This is a genomic window from Streptomyces sp. NPDC096176 (assembly GCF_044763255.1).
Lineage (GTDB): Bacteria > Actinomycetota > Actinomycetes > Streptomycetales > Streptomycetaceae > Streptomyces.
In genome coordinates this window covers 22,723-38,382 of sequence record NZ_JBIWFV010000009.1, presented here as the reverse complement: position 1 = coordinate 38,382, position 15,660 = coordinate 22,723, and the positions used below count along the sequence as shown (strand labels likewise).

Below are 15,660 nucleotides of genomic sequence, written 5' to 3'. Positions count from 1 at the left end.
GGCGTCACCGCAGCGGGCGGGACGCCGAGAGATCACGGAGGACAGCATGGCGACTGCGGTCGAGACGCAGGTCCGTGACCCGCGCGAGTTCGTGCGGCCGGAGGTCTGGGAGCGTGAGGTCCAGCTCCTCATGCGCGACTACCCCTTCGATGAAGTGATGGCCACCCGCCTCTTCGGGGCCGCCGTCTCCTACCTGATCACGGCGATCGAGAAGTGGGGCCAGGGCCTGGAGATGTGCTGCGGCCGGACCGTGGACATCGCGGTCCACGTCTTCATCCTGGACACCAAGAACTACCGCGAGTTCTGCCACGAGCACTTCGGCGGGAAGTTCCTGGAGCACATCCCCGAGATCGAGTTCAAGTACGACGGCTCGGTGGAGCGCACAGCGCAGATCATCGCGGACAACGGCTTCGACGTCGACTGGAAGCTCTGGGAGGCCGACTACGCCAAGTGCGGCCCCTGCCGGCCGGGCGCGAACTGCCACTGACCCGTCAACGGCGGTCGGGCCCGAGAACGCTGTGAGCGTCCTCGGGCCCTCGTTCGTGCAGGGCGGTCATTCGCCCACAGCTCCTGCCAGGCGCCGGTACGGTGGCCAACTCCATCGGAACGCGCCTCGCGAGGAGCCTCATGCCCCCTCTGCCTTCCACGGCCATCGAGTACTGGGACACGTACATGCCACACCGCGGCCAGGGCGAGCAGCCCGTCCCCATGGTCGACCGGTTCGAGTGGACGCAGTACCCCGGCCACGGGCCGGGCGCAGAGGTGCTCGGGAATCCCGGGCGCGCGCTCGACCTCGGCCCGGCCGAAGGCAAGGAGGTCGTCTTCCTCGCCCGTCAGGGCGTGGACGTGACCGGCGTCGACTTCTCACCCGTGCAGGTGGCCCGTGCCCGCGCCTGGTGGAACGACGAGCCGCTGACGCGGTTCGTCCAGTCGGATGTGTGCAACTTCCTCGCTGCTGACAGCGACCTGTTCGATGCCATCTACTCGGTGTGGGGCGCGGTGTGGTTCACCGATCCCGAGGAGTTGTTCCCGCTCGTCGCCAAGCGTCTCGCGCCCGGCGGCGTCTTCGCATTCAGCCAGGCAGAGCCCAGCGCCGGCGCGTATGGCCCGCAGCCGATGCGCGGCAAATGGCTAGAGGGCAGGGGGCGGGAGCTGACCGTGATGCGCTGGCAGTACACGACGGACGCCTGGACCGACCTGCTCAAGCGACATGGCTTTGCCGACATCGAAGCACAGGTGCTGGCCGCGCCCGAGCCGGAGAAACTGGGCACGCTTCTCGTGCGTGCGCGCGCAACCTCCCGCTAGCTCCGGCTCAGTCGCGGCCGGAAGACAATTTGTCTTCGGCAGCTCCCGCCCGGCGGGAGCCGCCTGTGCCCCTGAATGGCTTCGTTCACTCCAACTGCCGAACAGAGCCCCCTGATGTCGGCGCCGTCAGACCTGCCGTCTGCGAGGCAGGGCTCCGGCCTGCACAGAGAAGTCGCATGAGTCATGCATTGCCTCCCGTTCACGAGCTGTTGCGCCACCATTGATCGTGGAATGCCGTCCTCCTCGGCGAGGCGACCGCCTGGCTCTCAATGAGCGCAACCTGCGCCTTGGATGGCTGGACAGCCCGCGCCAGGTGGGTGTGTCCGTGCGACTCTTTAGACGTCGTTTCCTTTGGTGTGATTGTTCGTTGAGCCATGCATGACGGATCTGGTTCAGCGTTTGGTGCCGGACGAGTTGTGGGTGCTGTTCCGGCGGGTGGTGCCGCCCACCGAGGTCAAGCGGCCGCAGGGCGGGGGCCGGCGGCGGGCGGGTGACCGTGGGGCCCTGGCCGCGATCATCTTCGTCGCCACTACGGGCTGCACGTGGCGGCAGCTCCCGCCGGTGTTCGGCCCGGCCTGGCCCACGGTCTACCGACGCTTTGCGCAGTGGAGCCGGGCCCGGGTGTGGGCGAAGCTCCACCGTGTGGTCCTCGACGAACTCGGTGCCCGTGGCGAGCTGGACTGGTCGAGGTGCGCGATCGACTCCGTCAGCGTGCGGGCGACGAAAGGGGGTCACTGACGGGACCGAATCCGACCGATCGTGGCAAGTTGGGGTCGAAGATCCATCTGATCACCGACCGGAACGGACTGCCGCTGTCGCTCGGCATCTCCGGCGCCAACATGCACGACAGCCAGGGCCTTGAGCCTCTCGTGCGCGGCATCCCGCCCATCCGCTCCCGTCGCGGCCCGCGCCGCCGACGGCCCGGCAAGCTCCATGCCGACAAGGGCTACGACTACGACCACCTGCGCCGTTGGCTCCGTGAGCGCGGCATCCGCCACCGCATCGCTCGCAAGGGCATCGAGTCCTCACAGCGGCTCGGCCGACACCGATGGGTGGTCGAAAGGACCGTGTCCTGGCTGGCCGGCTGCCGACGCCTCCACCGCCGCTACGAACGCAAGCCCGACCACTTCCTTGCCTTCGTCGGCATAGCCGCAGCCCTCATCTGCCACCGCCGCCTCACCAACTGAAACGACGTCTTAGGGGGCGTCCGGCGGGTGAGGACCGATCTGAGGATCGCTCCTACTCCCGAGGACGTGGAGACACTCGCTGCCGGCCCGGCCATTGTCATGGACGCCCCCGCCCTGCACCGAACGCCCTGGCGTATCTCCACGACAGGACACAACCTCAGGGCCAGGCACCGTGGGAAACTTGGTCAGATGTCCGCGGGCACGGTGCTGTCGTGCGGCTCCGCGCCGACGATGAGCTCCCCGTGCCCTGCCCCTGTTGCGAGTGACGCCTTCCAGATCCGCTGCTCCCATTCCGGGGGCCAGTTGGTGGATGCATCCCACCGAATGCCTTCCAGATCGACACCGTTCAGTTCGACAGAGCGCAGATCTGCCCCGCGGAAGTCTGTGCTGGCCTCCTTCACCGCAGCGACAGCCTTGGACAGGGCCATGGCTTCTCGATGAGCCAGATCGAGATCGTCCGCCAAGTCCTGTGACACCTCCAGCATGCCGAGCCAGGACACCTCCGGCGCCCCGAAGTAGGGGAGCAGCTCGCTGTCCAGCAGTTGCTTGGAGCTGCGGGCCTGTGCCACGAGCCGCGCTGCGCAGGTCGACAGGTAGTCATCCACCTCGTCCAAATAGTCGTATCCGACCAGTGCCGACGGCAGTTGCGCCGACTGCGGCAGGGCGAGCACGCGGCCCACGTCGCGGCTCAGACGAAGGAGCCTGTCGCACATCTCGTCCGGCAGCACTTCGTCCTCAAGGCTGCTGATGAGGTCCCGCACGGCCTCGACAGCAATCTCCGTCACCTGCACCGCATCCAGCGGCCAGCACCGCCGAGCGCACCCCAGTGCCTGCTCCCGGTACTTGAGCCGGACCGGCGCCGACCGCCGCATCAACAGTCCCTCAGCAGGCGCATTCCCTTTCTCGATGGCTCGCTCAACCGGTCCCCTCCCGTGCCGACGGGCCAGACGACCCACCACCGCATCCCCCGTCCGGCGATGCGCAGCCGCCAGCAGACGGCCCAGAACCTGATCGGGATCGCGCAACTCCGGTGGCCCGCCCCTACCCATCAGACCGTCATAGACGGCGATCCCCAACTGCCCGTGCGCACGGGCCAGCACATCCTCGAGACGGTCGTCAGACCGATCCCTGCTCATCGCTCCTCCTCCACGTACCTGTCGCCCGACCCCTCGAGCCCCAGCTGCGCCTTGAGCGTCGCCCGCGCCCGGGAGAGGTTCTGACGAGCAGCCTCAGGCGTGATCCCCATCGCCTCGGCACTCTCCTGCGCGGTGAACCCGTCCAGCGTCCACGCCATCACAGCCCTCTGCTTGGCCGGCAACAGCAGCAACAGCTCGATGACACGCCGCTCTTCGACCCCGAGTTCCGCGGCGTGCGCAGGAGACTGCCAATGCGCCGTCGGCGCGTCCGGAACCTCCGCACACGGCTCCTCACACACCTGCTGCCGTAACCAGGAGCGCCATGCCACCGTACGCAGCCACGCCTTGGGATACCGGATGCTCGTACCCGGCCGGCACATCTGAGTGAACGCGTCCTGCGCCGCGTCCTGAGCCTCGCTCCACGAGGCGCCATGCAGCAGCAGGAAACGCACCAGGCCGGGGTATTCGACGTGATGCAGCTCCTCGGCCAGATCCCGGCCCTGCAGGCCTGGAGTAGGCAGCTGCTCCAGTGGGGCGCTGACGCGAAGCTCAGCGCTCGCGGCGTCCTCCATGACGGCTCACCCCGGCTCCCGCCAGGCAGCCGATGCCGCACTCCGCGGAACGCGACAGCGGGCTGCTGTGAGCCTGCTCGGAGAGCAGGCGGGACACGTGACGTCCCACCTCTTGCTCCAGCCGCTTCCGAGCGAATCGAAGGGCGCTGCTGACAGCCCCCATGAGAACGATCGCCACGCTCGCGATCACCACCGGATCCACCCCTTGTCCTCCTGATCTGCTCCTGGCTGGCGATGCAGTGAACCGGCATCGCCTTCCTTAGTGCAGCCGGGCGCGAAGAACGTGACATGCTGCCCAGCCACTGTCCTGAAGAGACCGATTCCTGAGCCAAGGTCGTGTCGCCCGTCATGCTCCCCGACCTCTGTGGGCCCGGCCGTGGTTCCGCGGTGGGCTCGATCGTCGCGTACGCCATGGGCATCACCAACCTCGACCCGATCCCGCACGGTCTGGTCTTCGAGCGTTTCCTCAACCCGAGCGCGTCTCCATGCCCGATGTCGACTTCGACGAGCGCAGGAGTGTCGATGTGATCAGGTACGTGATCGGAATGATTCGGCGAAAGCAGGAACGCCCGGCACAAGCTCTGCACGGCGATCCCGGCGCCACGACCGCTACCGCTTCAGCTGGGCGTGGACGGCCCGGACCCCGGCTCCGCCAGCCGCGATGGTCAGAACGAGCAACTTGACCTTGCGGCCAACCCGCTCGCCGAGGACTTCCGGGTGTGGGACACCGGTGAACTCGGCGGCCTCAGCCCGTGGTGGCCCCGAGTGGGCTAGTGCGACTGTCACCGTTCGGTCGGGTCGAGGCGGGTGAGCACGGCGGTCAGTCGCGGGCCGCCGAAGGCGCTCTGTAGAGCACCTTCATCGCTGCGGGCCGGCCACGAGGTCGTACAGGGTCACCCATCGCCGAGTGGGGGTGTCGAGCAACAGCCGCGACTGGTTGACCTTTGCGGCGCCCCACCAGGGCCAGCTGTCCGTTAATGGTGCGCGCCCCGGCCGTGTGGGACTCCAGCGTGCCCGGGGACATCCGGCCTTCGCTGAACAGGGGGGATCAGCCACCCGGCAAGAGGTCGACTTATCTTCGGAAGCGCTACCTATCAAGTGCTACGTCACTGGAGGCTTCAGCAGGACCGCAAAGGGTACGGCTGTGAAGGCGTCGATAGTGAAAACGCCATATCTCTCAATTTCTCTGGCGCTTTCTTTCTCTGCTTCTTTAGCGGCGGCTTCGTCTTCCGGTACGAAATCGGGGGATGATGACAGGAACGTGTACATGAATGAGCCATCGGGGAACAGGCCCCAGTCTGCAGTGAGGTATACCGGTCGGCGTGTCACATTCCGGGACTTTAGGAAGTACCGCTCGCGAAATGGCCGTGTTCGCCGGCAACTGGGGGTCGGGAAGACCAACTCCGGGTGGGAGTCGGCAAGGGCCGGTCAAGTCCTGAGCCGCAGAGAGCCGCTCGGGGGGTATCGCCCTGCTCCGGTAAGTCCGGACGGTGCAGGGCCTGTTACGCGGCGACACGTGAGGGCGGCCAGGTCCAGCGGCAGGCAGCGGGAGCGCCGGCAGTTGGTGGAACGCCGAGCGTGCCTCACCTCCACGAAAGCAAGTCCTGGTTACGCTGCGTGTTCCGGCCATGGCGAGCCTTGGGGGCACCCTGTGACACAGATCCGGATTGCCACGTTCAACCTGGAGAACTTCGACGAGACCGCTGCGGGTGGGCGCCCGTCGCTGGCTGAACGCATCACGCTGATGAAGCCGCAGATCACTCGGCTGAGGGCGGATATCGCCTGCTTCCAGGAAGTCCATGGGCAGGAGCGCCCCGGCCAGCCGCGTGCCCTGCTCGCCCTGAAGGAGCTGCTTGCCGGTACCAACCTCGACGGCGCGGCCTTGGTCAGCACCAAGCCCGCGAGCGACGCGGTCTTCGACGTGCGCAACCTGGTCATCGCCACCCACCTGCCGGTCATCAAGCACCAGCAGCTGAAGAACGACCTGGTCGCCGAGCCCCGCTACCAGCGGCTCACCGCCACACCCCCCGACGTCGAGCCGGTCCCGATCGGTATCGAGCGGCCCATCCTGCACGCGCAGATCGACATCGACCACGCAGCCCCCGGCCGCCTGCTGCACGTCATCACCGTGCATTTGAAATCCAAGCTCCCCAGCGACATCCCGGGCCAGGTGATCGACCCGCAGAAGGGCATTTGGCGCAGCGCCGACAGCTGGGCCGAAGGCAGCTTCCTTTCGTCCATGAAGCGCATGAGCCAAGCCCTGGAAGTCCGGCGCCTCATCGACCAGATCCTCGACGACGATGCGGACGCGCGCATCATCGTCGCCGGCGACTTCAACGCCGAGCCCGAAGAAGTCCCCGTACTGGCCATCTGCGGCAACGTCGAGGACACCAACAACGGTGACCTCGCCACCCGGGTCCTGGTCCCCATCGAGCACACCATCCCCGACGAAGGCCGCTACACCCTGTTCCACCACGGCCGCGGCCAGATGATCGACCACATGCTCGTCACCCGCAACCTGCTCGCCCACTACCGCGGCTCAGAGATCCACAACGAGATCCTCCACGACGACTCCATCGCCTTCGCCACCGACATCAAGTACCCCGAGTCCGACCACGCCCCCGTCGTCGCCACCTTCGACTTCGACTGACCCCCGGCGCGCCCCCCCGGCCCATCACGTTCAGATGTCAGGCGGTCGCCTCCTCCACAGCCGGAAGCCGTGCCCCCCCACCGATGCGCCGCCCTCAGCGGCTCCGGGGGATCCATTCGCCGGGGACGGCTGTCAGGTCGGCGAATCAGGTGGCCTGATGACGACGAGCCGGATGCCGGTTTCTCGGGCGAGGTGTTGTTTGGCCCGGATCTTGGCGACGTAGTCGTCGCTGCTCAGGCTGGCGCACTCGAGGTAGGTGCCGTTGGTGAGTTGCCAGTCGGCGCGGCGTCGTCCGTGCGGGTTGAAGCGTGGGTGCTTGGGCCAGAGCGGTTGGATCTGGTGGGCGATGTTGTGGCGTGTGAGCCAGTCGTCGACGGACCCGGTGACGCGGTGGGCGCCGTCCGCACGGCGGAACGGGGGTCCTGCCCGGCTGGCATGGTCGGCATACTGGCCGCTCTTGATCACCACTGCACCCGCAGGAGGAAACATGGCCGCCAGTTTCAGAACCGTCATCGAGGTGGGCGCGGAGCACCTCGAACAGGCCCGGGCCGTCGATCGGTTGTTCCAGGACGCAATCGCTCCCGCGACCGTCAACTTCGACTTCGAGCACATCCGGGGGGCGGCCGCCGCCGTGCCCGGCAGTGAGATCGTGCGGATGGTGCGCGGCTGGAGGCTCCAGGAGAACGCCCCCGTCATGGTCATGGTCTTGTCGCTGAAGGAGGCGGTGCGCCAGGCGCTGCCGCCGGAGTTGGCCGAGGCGGGCTTCTGGGAGACCGTCGAACAGGAACTGCTCCGCGCCTTCACCGGACTCGCCGCGCAGGAGGGCACGCCGGGCATGTCGTACTACGAGGAGGGCGCGGACCGCACCAGTTACTACCGGGACCTGTTCTTCGCCGTGCAGGACGCGGAGACTGGCGAGCACCTGTACGCGATCGTCTGCTGCATCGATGTGACCCTCGGCGTGGAGAAGACCCGGGCCGGTACCTTGGAGACCACAGACGTGGTGCCGTTCTCGATCCTGCTCAACGCGATCGTGCTGCGCCAAGAACTGTCACTCGCGGCCTGACCGCGACGCGTGTCGGCCCGCCGTCCCGGGCCGCACCCTCCAGCCTGGACGCGGCGACGCGGCACCTCGTCCTCGGCGCGGCCCCCGCCCGCTGCTGAGCCGGCTTTGAGGGCCTCGCGGTCCCCGTCGCAGGACAGCGGGTGGTGGCTGGTATCGGGCACGAAGCCGGCGACCTGGTTTGGTGTCTTGCCGTACCCCTCTTTACAGAAGGCCTTGATGTCATTGCGCGTGTGGTTGATCCGGTTGTGCAGATGTCATCGGCCATGTCCGTCGCGGCAACCTGAGAACTGACGTCGAAGACGTCGTTGACCACGGCCCGGCGCAGGATCTTCTCGTTGTCGTTGGCCGGGACTTCGATCACGGCCGCTTGGGCGCCGGGCTCCCACTCCCGGATCACACTCGGCAGGCGCAGCAGGTCGGGCCACCAGGGCAGCACCTGACCGGCGAGAGCCGCGACGTCGCCCCAGCCCACGTACTCGATGCTCGGATGCGCGGTGTCGGCAGCCACCAGCACCGGTGCCCTCGGCAGGGGGCTGCCCGACCGCCGGCCACGGCTGGCGCTGGCGTCCTTCCGGCCGACGCCGTGTGCACACCCCCCACCCTGCCGCGACGTTCTCGGAGGTCTTCCGACCTGGGCACGGAGGACCAGCAGATGGTCGAGGCGCTGTGTGCCGAGGTCGGCCCTCTGTCGCCGCCCGGACCGGGCGCCGCCGAGTTGCCCGCTTCCAGGACCGAACCGGCGCGGGCCTTGCTGCTGTAGCAATTCCGCTGCGGTCTATTCGATGATCCGGTTGAAGAAGAGGACGCCCGCAGCGGTGGTGGCGGCGCCGGCGGTGACTGCCACCGGCCAGGGGTTCGCGGCAAGGTGTGCCAGGAGCCCAGCGCCGAGGCCGGCCAGCGCGGCCAGCAGGAAGATCATGGCGGAGCGCTGGTTGAGCAGCGGCCTGTTTTCGTCGGGCTGACGGGGGTTCGTGCTGGCCATTGGCCTGTCCTCACAATGGGTAACGGGTGGGATGTCCGGGCCTCGCCCGGTGGCTGGGCCGGGGTGGTGTGTGCGGCGGCATCACGGAGCAGCCCGGCCGCCTCGAACGCCGGGCTTGTGGTGGTGGTGGCTGCGGGCACGGTCGTTGGTGCCGCGCCTGCCTTCTACACGGTTTGATCCAAGATCGCGGTCAGGTCCTCGTCATCGCGCGGCATGATTCCGTCGCCGCTCTCGTACTCCCTGCGCGCGGTTTCCAGCAGTCGACGCCAGGACGTCACGGTCGGGCGGCGGCGCAGCAGTGCTCTCCGCTCGCGCTCGGTCATGCCTCCCCAGACGCCGAACACGACCCGGTTGTCCAGGGCATCAGCGAGGCACTCGGTCCGTACCGGGCACCCCGTGCACACGGCCTTGGCCCTGTTCTGCGCAGGGCCCTTGGCGAACAACTCGTCTGGATCGGTGGTCCTGCACGCCGCCTGAGAACTCCAGTCGGTGACCCAGCCGGAGGAGCGCCTGTGCGCGGGCGCGGCGTCGGCAACGGGCTGGATGGCATCGCCGTCGTCGCGGGCGAGCACTTCGCTGATGGCGTCGTCCTCCAGCCGGGCACGGCCGGGAGTCGGGTCGTAGTGGGCGTATTCCTCGTCCAGGGCGGCACGGGCTGCCTGTGCCAGCTCGTCGATGTTCATGCGTGCTGCTCCTTTCCGCGGCCGGACCGGGACGGACGGTAGTTGTCCAGATGCTCCGCCAGCCGCTGCCGCCCGACGGACAGGTGCGAGGACACCGTTGAGCGCGTGATGCCGAGGTAGAAGCCGATCTGAGTGGGCGCCAGATCCAGGAAGAGATGGAGGCGAAGGCAGTCGGCCTGCTGCGGCGGCAGTAACTCCAACGCCTTCTCTACGTCCAGGCGGCAGATCAGTTCGCTGATGCCCCCGTCCGTGGCCGGTCGCTCGCCCATCGCAGCCAGCGGGAGGGCCCTGGGCCTGCGGTCCGCTGCCCGGAAGTGATCCGCCAGCACGTCCCGCAGGACCTTGAAGCCGAACGCCGGCCGGTTGTCTGCCGACAGGAACAACTGCCGGGCCCGATACAGCTGCAGGAACGTCCGGCTGACCACATCTTCGGCCTCGTCCCGGGTGACGCCGCGGCTGCGCACGTACTTGAGAAACACCACCCGGTGAACGTCGTGGAAGTCAGCCAGCCCCTGCGGAAGGATCAGAGTCCCCACCTCGGCGCCGGTATCGGACGCGGACGCTATCGACAGCGCCCAGGGACAGCCCCGGCACTGGGGTTCGGGATCCGTGCGACGGCATACCGGCTGGGAGCAGACAGGCTCGGAGGTGATCGTCATCCCGTACTCCACCTCCCCGTCTCCGCTCCTGACCGTTGGTTGCGCATCCGGCCCCTCCCGAGATCCTTCGCTGCCGCACCGCTCTGTACAAGGGATGCCGTCGGCAGGCCACAAAACGTCCAACGGTCCGCCAAGATTCTTTCCACCACCCCCTGCCCGCGGTGCTGGAGCGATACCGTTCGCTACGACGGCGACGACGGTGGAGATCCACTGGGGCTGAGCTTGCAAACGCCGGCAGGGCCGCACGGCCCTGCCCCTGCACTCCCCGGTCGTGGCGATACCCGATGTCTGTCCCGACTGCGGCGAGACGACGTCATCCTCCTGATGCCGCTGCTCTACCGGCCCGAAGCCATCCGAGTTGTTTCAACGACCTCTCCCACGACGTCACCTGCCGCGAGCCGCACCAGCCATGATGCCTGGCGCACCGCATTGGACGAGTTCGAACGCACAAGCTCGCAATGGTGAGTTGAGCAGGTCACCGAGGGACTCCGGCAGGGGGCAAGCGAGATGAGATTCATACCTGGCCCCCGCCTTCGGTCAGCCGCACTCCTGAGAGCTGAGCCTGCCGTCGTTTCTGCTCGGCGCCAAGCCGCTTGAGCTTGCGCCGCACCCGCTCGCCCAGTGCCTCCGGTGCGAAACCGGAGAACCGATCTGGAGCCAGGGCGATGGCGTCGGCCGCCGCCTCGGCCCAGCTCGTGACCCCGCTGTCGGCCCAGGCCATGGCGACAGTTCGCTCCGTGGGCCGCCGCCGGCCATCCCACAGTCCCGACCCTCTGCTGCTGGCGACCCGGCTGGTCGCCTACGTGGCGCCGCAGCGGGGTGCGACGAAGCCGTGCGCTCCAGCGCCCGGGCCCTGTTGGTCGCTGCGGTGGCCCTGCCCGGCGGCGAACGCCCCGGTGAGACAGAGGTGTTGCGCCAGGCCCTGATCAACCTCGGCACCGTCCGGGCCTGAGCCCTGCGCGCACCCGCGTCTGCGCTGGACGCGGCCCGCGGTGCCCGGGGTCCGAGCGCGGCCACGGGCGGCGTGCGTCCGCCTCCAGCGATCCGGTCAGGCCGACGACACGCCGGCCGGCGCCATGCTCCCCCCGCGCCCCGTGCTGTCGTAGCCCTGGTGTTTATTGCCGTGCTTCTCAGTCCCTCAGGACCGCACGAGTCAACGAGAGTCTGTGCTAAGTCGCCGCAACGGCGTCAGCATCAGTCCTATCAGGACCGTTTCGCTCGCTGACCCGCCCGCGGTTGTCGGTGCAATCGCAAGTGATCTGCATCACCTACTGAGCGTGCTGGCTCAGCTGGCGTTTCGTGCGTGAAGTGCACCAGCCTTGATCCGCTCAGTTGCTTGCGTGCGGATCACCCAACCCTGCTGCGCAGTAACGCAGTTGGCCATCGAGGAGCTGCCCACCGAGCGCGTCCCTGGCTAGTCAATCGACTGACTGACGATTGAACATCCCGAAGGGGTTGGCGGGCCGGAGGTGAGTTCCACTTCGGTCATGTGCCTGTATTTCCGTAGTTCGCGGGCTGCTGCTGGCGCTAGCGCCAGCAGCAGCCCGCTTGACGGCTATCGGCTGAGGGACTTTACTCGCGGAACTTTTGAAGATCTTGTGACTGTGGGGTGGGGGCTGTGGGGTTGTGGCGCGGGTGGCCGGTAAAGGGCCATAGACGCCAAGGCGGGACGGCAGCGGTCTCCATGGCACTGTTGTCCAGTTTGGCGCTACCAGTGAGTGCTGCCGCGGTTGTCGGCTCGGAGGCACCGGTGCTGTCGCCTGGTCAGGGGGAGGCTCAGGCGGCTGCTTCCACGGCTTCCGCGCAGGCTGCCGCGTCGGGGGAGCCGGTTGAGGTGGTGGCCGAGCGCACGGCGTACTCGACCACGACGGCGAATCCGGATGGGACGTTCACGCTGACGCAAGCCGCAGCTCCGCAGCGTGCGAAGGACGCTGATGGTTTGTGGCGTGCGGTGGATGCGACGCTGGAACGCCGCCAGGACGGCACGGTGGGCCCGAAGGCCGCAGTCGTCGATCTGGCCTTCTCCGGCGGTGGCGGGACCACAGACCTGGTGCGTCTGGGGGTCGGCGCGTCGTCGATGGCTCTCGCTTGGCCGGGCGCACTGCCGGCTCCGGTACTCGAGGGTGCGACAGCTACCTACCCCGAAGTCTTCGATGGGGTCGATCTGATGCTGACGGCCACGGCTGAGGGCTACCGTGAGGTGCTCGTCGTGAAGTCCGCGGAGGCTGCGGCCAATCCTGCTCTCGAACGGGTCCGGCTGGCTGTGTCGGCGGAGAACCTGGAGATTGTTCCGGGTGCTGGCGGCGGCCTCCATGCACTGGACGAGCACGGCAACCCGGTCTTCAAGGGACCGGCCGGTCAGATGTGGGACTCCGCCGGCGACGAGACAACCGGCGGTGTACAGCCCCAGCTCCTGCATGCTGCGGATTCTTCTGAGTCTGAGCCTGAGCCGCGGGACGGTAACGAGCCCGGTGAGGACCTGGCCCACCCGGGGGAGGGCGACAACAGCGCGATCCTTCCCGTCCAGGTCGACAACGATGCAGTGACGGTCGAGCCGGACCTGTCCCTGCTCCGCGGCAAGGAGACCGTGTATCCGGTCTACATCGACCCGCCGGTGGGCCTGGGTGCCTCGGAGCGGACCGTGATCTCTTCGGACGGTGACCGGTTCTGGGACTTCGACGGCGAGTACGGCGTCGGCAAGTGCTCCAACGCAGACGGCTATTACTGCGGCGACGGATACGTGAACCGCATGCTGTTCGAGTTCGCGCCGTCCAAGCTCTACGGCAAGTACGTCCTGGACGCCACGTTCCGCGCCTACGAGACATGGTCGTTCAACTGCAGCGCGTACTGGGTGGATCTGGAGCGCACCGACAACATCTCCGAGTCGACCCGCTGGCCCGGACCCAAGCAGCTCGACCAGCTGGGCGACCGGCTCGTCTCCGCCGGCCGGGGGGAACACTGCACCCCGGACCAGCCTGACTCGTGGATCGAGTTCAACGACAACCCGGACGAGCCGGACGAGAATCTCGCCACGACCGTACGCGCCTTCGCGGACGGCAAGATGTCGCGGATGACTTTCATGCTGCGCGCCAAGGACGAAAGCGAGCCTCGGGCCTGGAAGCGCTTCGACGACAACGCCGAACTGCAGGTCACCTACGTCCCCAGGCCCGGCACGCCGACCGAAGTGGGCCTGATCCCCGGCGACGGCACCACGATCATGTGCAACAAGAGCGAGTCGAGCCCGCTGATCGTCACCCGCACCGACCCCCGCGTCCTGGCCCGCGTCCAGACGCAGGTGCAGCCGAAGGCCGGTGAGGAAGGGGGAAGCCTGCAGGCGGAGTTCGAGATCGAACGCAAGGACACCACCTGGGTGAAGGCGATGTCCGACTACCGGCCCCGCCCGGGCTGGGACACGGACGGCACCCTAGAGGGCATGCGCACGCCGACGCTGACGGACGGGAAGCTGTACCGCTACAAGGCACGTACCCAGTCGCACTGGGCATACAGCGGCAAGTCCGGCAACATGTTCTCGTCCTACTCGCCGTGGTGCTACTTCAAGATCGACTCGACCGCGCCGAAGGCTCCCCAGATCGCCAGCGACGGCCCGTACCAGGTGTGCCTGCCCAATGACTGCCCCGCCACCGGCGGGCCCGGCGTCCCGGGCAACTTCACGTTCCTGCCGAACGCCGCAGACGGCGACATCACCGGCTACCGCTACCGCCTCGCGACATGGACTGCCCAGCAGACCAGGGTGGTCCCCGTCGGTGCCCCCGGGCCTGGCCAGGTGAAGGGCGAATACAACGCTGATGACGTCATCCCCTCCCTGGGGGGAACACAGACCCTCATCGTTGAGGCCCGTGACGTGCGCCAGCGCTGGGGCACACCGGCCGAGTTCGTCTTCCGCGCCGACGACGGCACGCCGGAGACGGGACGCTGGCGGTTCGACGACGAAGAGCCCGGCTCCACAGGGAGGACTGCGAAGGACACCGCCACCGAAGGCACCGCACGCCACCACGCCACCCTGTTCACCGACGGCGCCGGCTGGTCCTCGCAGGGCCGACGGGGTGACACCGACCAGTCCCTGTGGCTCGACAGCACCAACCCCGCCCTGCAGACCGGGTACGCCGCAACGGCCGGCGCGGCGGTCAACACGGCGGGCTCGTTCACCGTGTCCACCTGGGTGCACATGACGAACGCGTCGTCGAACGCGGTGGTCCTGTCGCAGCCCGGCAGCAAGGCATCTGCGTTCGCGCTGTACTACTCGACGGCCTACAAAGCATGGGTGTTCAACCGTGCGGACAAGGACCAGGACATTCCGGTGTTCGCCCGCTCGGTGGCCAGCCAGCAGAATCCTCCGCTGCGCGTGTGGACCCATCTGGCCGGGGTCTTCGACACCCAGGGAGACGGCAACAAGGCCAATGACACGCTCCAGCTGTTCGTGAACGGACGCCCTCAGCCCAAGGTCGTGATCTCGCCGGTCGCATCGGCCTACGAGCCGTGGACGGCAAGCGGCGGTCTGCAGTTCGGACGCTCGGTCAAGGCCGGGGCCGGTGGCGAGTACTTCCACGGGCTGCTCGATGAGACCGCGGTATGGCAGCGCGTCCTGCAGGAGGATGAGATCGCGCAGGAAGCGGCACTGCCCTACGGCGGGGGACCCTCGAACGACCTGGTGGGTTCCTGGACGGCGGCCGGCTCCACCGGCACCGTCATGCGTGAGACGTCCCCCTACTACAAGCAGGGTCTGCAGCTCTCTTCGGGCGCCAAGCTGGTCGAGGCCGAGGACGCCCTCGATCTCGACGGAACCTCCGGGTACGCAGGTACTTCGGGGCCGATGGTCGACGAGACAGGTTCCTTCACTGTCTCGGCCCGTGTGCGGCTCAACAGCGGCCTGCTGGCAGGCAAGCCGGTCGGCTACCACGCGCAGGTCGCGGGTCAGCGCCTGGGCGGCGAATCGTCCTGGGCCCTCTGGGCAGTCAAACTTGCACAGGACACCTATCAGTGGAAGTTCACACGTACCGCCGTGGACTCCGTCGGCAAGGTCGTGCAACAGGCCGCAGTGGCGGATGTGAATGTGGCCACGGTGGGGACGTGGGTGGACGTCACCGGAGTCTTCGATGCCCAGCAAGCCTGGGACTGGACCGATCCCGCAGATCCCATGAAGACGCAGACGCGCTACGGCCAACTCCGCCTCTACGTCGGCAATGCGGCCATCCCCGCCGGTGAGACCTCCGGCTTCACCGACGCGCGGCACGGAAGCGGCGAGATGGCTGTCGGCCGCGGCGGCAAGGCTGGCACCACCGCCAACACCTACCTGCCCGGTGCTCTGCAGCAAGTGCGCATCTGGACCGGCGCTATGACTACCGAGCAGGTGACCAGCCAGGTCCTCGACGCCGAAGCCCTCTCCACCCTGTAACCGGCCG

The 15,660-nt window shown here is 67.8% G+C and carries 14 protein-coding genes and 1 pseudogene; 7 read left to right on the top strand and 8 right to left on the bottom strand.

The annotated features are described in order from the left end of the window. Positions 1–46: 46 nt before the first annotated feature. The 3 genes from ACIQ7Q_RS24465 (at position 47) to ACIQ7Q_RS24455 (ending at position 2,492) form a co-directional block, all read left to right on the top strand. Positions 47–487: a hypothetical protein gene (locus ACIQ7Q_RS24465; RefSeq protein ID WP_403865947.1), complete on the top strand. Its 441-nt coding sequence runs from the start codon at positions 47–49 to the stop codon at positions 485–487. Between the two features lie 140 nt (positions 488–627). Then, positions 628–1,305 carry a class I SAM-dependent methyltransferase gene (locus ACIQ7Q_RS24460; RefSeq protein ID WP_403865944.1) on the top strand — a complete coding sequence of 226 codons (678 nt, stop codon included), beginning with the start codon at positions 628–630 and terminating at the stop codon, positions 1,303–1,305. A 378-nt stretch (positions 1,306–1,683) separates the two neighbouring features. Then, positions 1,684–2,492 (top strand): IS5 family transposase gene (locus ACIQ7Q_RS24455; RefSeq protein ID WP_403865941.1). Its coding sequence is split into 2 segments (ribosomal slippage): positions 1,684–2,031 and positions 2,034–2,492, totalling 807 coding nucleotides; the frame shifts between segments, so codons are not numbered across the junction. Between the two features lie 185 nt (positions 2,493–2,677). Here ACIQ7Q_RS24455 and ACIQ7Q_RS24450 read toward each other — a convergent pair. Further along, a complete protein-coding gene (locus ACIQ7Q_RS24450) occupies positions 2,678–3,628 on the bottom strand; it encodes a hypothetical protein (protein ID WP_403865938.1) in 951 nt (316 codons plus the stop codon). Continuing rightward, a complete protein-coding gene (locus tag ACIQ7Q_RS24445; RefSeq protein ID WP_403865936.1) occupies positions 3,625–4,200 on the bottom strand; it encodes an RNA polymerase sigma factor in 576 nt (191 codons plus the stop codon). The genes ACIQ7Q_RS24450 and ACIQ7Q_RS24445 overlap by 4 nt, the downstream gene beginning before the upstream one ends. A gap of 366 nt (positions 4,201–4,566) precedes the next feature. Here ACIQ7Q_RS24445 and ACIQ7Q_RS24440 point away from each other — a divergent pair. Further along, positions 4,567–4,739: pseudogene (locus ACIQ7Q_RS24440) on the top strand (hypothetical protein); the annotation flags it as partial. Between the two features lie 562 nt (positions 4,740–5,301). Here the strand turns inward: ACIQ7Q_RS24440 and ACIQ7Q_RS24435 are convergent. After that, complete coding sequence (locus ACIQ7Q_RS24435; protein WP_403865933.1) at positions 5,302–5,469, bottom strand: hypothetical protein; 168 nt, start codon at positions 5,467–5,469, stop codon at positions 5,302–5,304. Positions 5,470–5,851: 382 nt separating this feature from the next. On the opposite strand from ACIQ7Q_RS24435, the gene ACIQ7Q_RS24430 reads away from it, so the two are divergent. Then, entirely contained in the window at positions 5,852–6,850 is a 999-nt protein-coding gene (locus ACIQ7Q_RS24430; RefSeq protein WP_403865930.1) for an endonuclease/exonuclease/phosphatase family protein, read from the top strand. A 132-nt stretch (positions 6,851–6,982) separates the two neighbouring features. On the opposite strand, the gene ACIQ7Q_RS24425 is transcribed toward ACIQ7Q_RS24430, so the two are convergent. Next, on the bottom strand, positions 6,983–7,339 hold the full coding sequence (locus ACIQ7Q_RS24425; RefSeq protein WP_403865927.1) for a hypothetical protein: 357 nt from the start codon (positions 7,337–7,339) through the stop codon (positions 6,983–6,985). Here ACIQ7Q_RS24425 and ACIQ7Q_RS24420 point away from each other — a divergent pair. Further along, on the top strand, positions 7,338–7,916 hold the full coding sequence (locus tag ACIQ7Q_RS24420) for a Type-2Aa cytolytic delta-endotoxin (protein ID WP_403865924.1): 579 nt from the start codon (positions 7,338–7,340) through the stop codon (positions 7,914–7,916). The genes ACIQ7Q_RS24425 and ACIQ7Q_RS24420 overlap by 2 nt on opposite strands. A 775-nt stretch (positions 7,917–8,691) precedes the next feature. Here the strand turns inward: ACIQ7Q_RS24420 and ACIQ7Q_RS24415 are convergent. The 4 genes from ACIQ7Q_RS24415 to ACIQ7Q_RS24400 all read right to left on the bottom strand — a co-directional run bounded on the left by ACIQ7Q_RS24415 (position 8,692) and on the right by ACIQ7Q_RS24400 (position 10,961). Then, positions 8,692–8,898 carry a hypothetical protein gene (locus ACIQ7Q_RS24415; protein WP_403865921.1) on the bottom strand — a complete coding sequence of 69 codons (207 nt, stop codon included), beginning with the start codon at positions 8,896–8,898 and terminating at the stop codon, positions 8,692–8,694. 164 nt (positions 8,899–9,062) lie between these two features. Continuing rightward, positions 9,063–9,443 (bottom strand): WhiB family transcriptional regulator, encoded by a 381-nt coding sequence (locus ACIQ7Q_RS24410; protein WP_403866499.1) that lies wholly within the window; start codon positions 9,441–9,443, stop codon positions 9,063–9,065. A 134-nt stretch (positions 9,444–9,577) separates the two neighbouring features. Next, on the bottom strand, positions 9,578–10,117 hold the full coding sequence (locus tag ACIQ7Q_RS24405) for an RNA polymerase sigma factor (RefSeq protein WP_403865918.1): 540 nt from the start codon (positions 10,115–10,117) through the stop codon (positions 9,578–9,580). A gap of 637 nt (positions 10,118–10,754) precedes the next feature. After that, positions 10,755–10,961, bottom strand: a complete 207-nt coding sequence (locus ACIQ7Q_RS24400) for a hypothetical protein (RefSeq protein WP_403865915.1) — start codon at positions 10,959–10,961, stop codon at positions 10,755–10,757. 897 nt (positions 10,962–11,858) lie between these two features. Here ACIQ7Q_RS24400 and ACIQ7Q_RS24395 point away from each other — a divergent pair. Beyond that, a complete protein-coding gene (locus ACIQ7Q_RS24395) occupies positions 11,859–15,653 on the top strand; it encodes a LamG domain-containing protein (protein WP_403865912.1) in 3,795 nt (1,264 codons plus the stop codon). The last annotated feature ends 7 nt before the right edge of the window (positions 15,654–15,660 follow it).